We start from the raw sequence: 3,750 nt of genomic DNA on the forward strand, positions 1-3,750 counted from the left end.
TAAGACCCGCATTTTACTTATTTCTAACACCTTAGTTCCCTGCCGTTTTCTCAATTAAAAATGAGTCCCATTTCTGGAACTCATCTGCGTCTTTCTTGTTTCGGTTTTTCTCTCACCAACACTATTTTTGAAAGAGCCTTAAAATCGGTCGTCCACAAGAAAACCCGGTCCTGTGGACCGGGTACTTGGTAATTCTGCATGAAAGCTGAGATTTTTTTGACAGCGTTTATTTCTCAATTTCCTGCAAGCGGGTCTGGACGATTTCCAGCTGCTGCTTATAGGTTTCCAGCTTTTTGCGTTCCGCTTCGACTTTCTCAGCCGGAGCCTTGGCGACAAAGCGTTCATTGGAAAGCATACCTTCCGCACGCTTGATTTCAGCGTTCAGATGCTCGGCTTCTTTTTTGAGTTTGGCTTTTTCCTCTTCCAGATCGGCGACATCGCTCATCGGAATGCATACAGATCCACCTAAAATCGGACGAATGAGCATTTCCCCATCCAGCTCCGCTTTCCAGCTGGCCTTGCACATCTTCTCATAAATCGAAGCAATCGGAGCGTCGACAGCGACCGGCTGGTTCTGGGCGTTCCGGATCGTCATCGCCAGCGGCGCGGACGGCTTCAGATTGTAATCGACGCGAACCTGACGGATCGTCTTGATAACGGAGATCAGCTGATCAACTTCCTCGTTATGGCTTAAGTCCAGACCTTCCACCGGCGTCGGCCAGGCCGCCAGGCAGCATGCTTTTTCGGTATGCGGCAGGACGCTGTAAATTTCTTCGGTGACAAACGGCATGAACGGATGAAGCAGACGGATGATCGCGCGCAGACAGACGATCAGCGTCGACTGGGTCGCCCGCTTGACCTGGGCATCCTCGCTGTTCAATCCAGCTTTGCTTAATTCGATATACCAGCTGCAGAAATCATCCCAGATAAAGCTGTACAGCTCGTTGCCGACCAGCGCGAACTCATACTTGTCCATGTTGGCGGTCACCGAGGCGATCGTTTCATTCAACCGGTTGAGAATCCAGGTGTCGGTGATCGACAGCGTGCTGAGGTCGATGTCCTCGAGCGTGAAATCCTCCGGCATATTCATCATGACGAAACGGGACGCATTCCAGATCTTGTTGATGAAGTTCCAGGACGCTTCCAGCTTTTCCTCAATGTAGCGCATATCCTGACCCGGCGTGGAATTGGTCGTCAGGAAGAAGCGCAGGCTGTCGACACCGTGCTTGGCGATGACGTCCATCGGATCGACGCCGTTGCCCAGCGATTTCGACATTTTGCGGCCCTGGGCGTCGCGGATCAGGCCGTGGATCAGAACATCCTTAAACGGCCGGGACTTTGTAAAGTAGCGGGCCTGGAACGCCATCCGGGCGACCCAGAAGAAAATGATATCATAACCCGTGACCAGTACGTCATTGGGATAATAACGTTCCAGATCCGGCGTTTTATCCGGCCAGCCCAGCGTCGAGAACGGCCACAGTGCGCTGGAGAACCAGGTGTCCAGAACATCCTCATCCTGATTCCAGTTCTCAAGATCCTGCGGCGCTTCCGTGCCGACGTAAATCTCGCCGGTTTCCTTATGATACCAGGCCGGGATCCGATGGCCCCACCACAGCTGGCGGGAGATGCACCAGTCCTCAATGTTTTCCAGCCACTGCGTGAAGGTTTTTTCAAAGCGCGGCGGATAGAAGTTGATCTTTTCCTCAGCCAATTCCTGATGCTTCAGAACATCCTCGGCCAGCGGCTTCATGCGGACAAACCACTGCTTGGAAAGCATCGGCTCAACGATGACGTCGGTCCGTTCGGAATAGCCGACCTGATGGATATGTTTCTCGATGTTGATCAAATTGCCTTCCTGACGGATTTTTTCCGTCAGCTGTTTGCGGCATTCGAAGCGGTCCATGCCTTCAAACTCGCCGCAGCGCTCATTCATCGTCGCATCAGGATTCATGCAGATGATCCGCGGCAGATGGTGGCGTTCGGCGATCGCGAAGTCGTTTGGATCGTGGGCCGGCGTACATTTCATCGCGCCGGTTCCGAATTCGATGTCGATGTAGTCGTCACCGATGATCGGCAGTTCGTCCCCATTCGCCGGATTGACGGCGTGCAGGCCGATCAGATGCTTAAACCGTTCATCGTCTGGATGCACAACGACGCAGACGTCGCCGAACATCGTTTCCGGACGGGTCGTTGCGACCTGAAAGCATTCGCCAGTTTCAACGACCTTGTAGTTGAACGTATACATCGCACCTTCGGTTTCCTTATGAATAACCTCGATGTTGCTCAGCGCCGTCTTGGCCGCCGGATCCCAGTTGATGATCCGCTCGCCCTGATAAATCAGGCCGTCGTTGTAGTAGTCGACAAAAACCTTGGCGACGGCTTTGCTTAAGCCTTCGTCCAGTGTGAAACGCTCGCGGGTGTAGTCCAGCGACAGGCCCATCTTCGCCCACTGCTGACGAATATGCCCGGCATATTCTTCCTTCCAGTCCCAAGCCCGTTCCAGAAATTTCTCACGGCCCAGATCATAGCGGGAAACGCCTTCTTTTTTCAGGCGCTCATCCACCTTCGCCTGCGTTGCGATGCCGGCGTGGTCCATGCCCGGAACCCAAAGCATGTCGTAGCCCTGCATCCGCTTGTAACGGGCGATGATATCCTGCAGCGTCGTATCCCAGGCATGCCCCAGGTGCAGCTTGCCGGTGACATTCGGCGGCGGGATCACGATACAGAACGGATCCTTGCTTTTGTCGCCGGCTGTAAAATAGCCTTCTTTGATCCAGTTGTCATAGCCCTGCTCCACATCCAGATGGTTATATTTCGGGGCCAGTTCCTTTTTCATCAGTTCTTCCTCCTGTTTTTTTATTTTCCTTCGTTGAACAAAAAAAGCGCCCTGCAACAAGGACGCTTGACGCGCGGTACCACCTTACTTCATCTTTGATCAAAGATGCGCTTTCACCAGTAACGACGGCATTCGGATTTTCCTACTTAAAATTCAGAAAATCAACTTCCGGACGACTGTTCACTGCTTCTTCTGACTCCCTTGCACCTTCCGGGAGCTCTCTGATTTCCCAAAGCCGCTACTTCTTCCGTTCAACGTAGATGGCTTTATTATAGGCATTGGATCTCCGCTTGTCAATCGAATTTCAACGAATTCCGACATCTCCGGAAAGGAAAAAAAGCTAGAATACATCGAAAAAGCAAACCAACGAAGTGATAGACGAAAAGTTCAGCCGCGCTTCTTAAAAAAACTGCGGACATTCCCGTTTCAGCATCGCCAGCGCGTTTTTCCAATACGTTTTTTCAACCTCCGATTCCATCGTGAAGTTCAGCTTATCCCTAGTCCAGTTTTCAGCCAGCGGACCGAAAGGTTCCGCCGGCACTTCGAAGCCCAGTTTCTCCATCACCGCTAAGGCAAACTCACGGAACGCCCCGCCGAAAGCCGTCATGATGTTGCCCTCTACGACGATCGGCTCAAAGCGGAAATTTTCTTTTTCCATAAACGGCAGATCGTCCAGCACTTCCTGATAAAATCCACCGCAGTAACAAATCCCATTTAACAACCCCGCCGCCGCTAATAACACCGGGGACACGGAGATCGCGGCAATCAAAATATCCGGCCGCTCCTTGAACCGGGCTAAAAAGTCCAGCTGGCGCTGATCCTTTAACACTTCCGGAAATTCGCTGATTCCCGGAAGAATCAGGCAGTCGATCTCGTCAAGGTTGACTTAGATCGGAAGAGCACACGTCTGAACT

The 3,750-nt window shown here is 52.3% G+C and carries 1 protein-coding gene, 1 pseudogene and 1 other annotated feature; the gene and the pseudogene both read right to left on the reverse strand.

Features of this window, described 5'->3' with window-relative positions:
• Window positions 1-226: 226 nt before the first annotated feature.
• Window positions 227-2,836 (reverse strand): valine--tRNA ligase, encoded by a 2,610-nt coding sequence (locus AC5OW4_RS14795; protein ID WP_493677165.1) that lies wholly within the window; start codon window positions 2,834-2,836, stop codon window positions 227-229.
• Window positions 2,837-2,891: 55 nt separating this feature from the next.
• Window positions 2,892-3,100 (reverse strand) — a binding site (T-box leader).
• 136 nt (window positions 3,101-3,236) lie between these two features.
• Window positions 3,237-3,710: pseudogene (locus tag AC5OW4_RS14800) on the reverse strand (DJ-1/PfpI family protein); the annotation flags it as partial.
• Between the last annotated feature and the right edge of the window lie 40 nt (window positions 3,711-3,750).

The organism is Holdemania sp. (assembly GCF_986127675.1).

What these genes read in the sequence shown, in the direction of transcription:
- AC5OW4_RS14795 (WP_493677165.1), bottom strand. Translation starts at nt 2,836, where the DNA reads ATGAAAAAGGAACTGGCCCCGAAATATAACCATCTGGATGTGGAGCAG.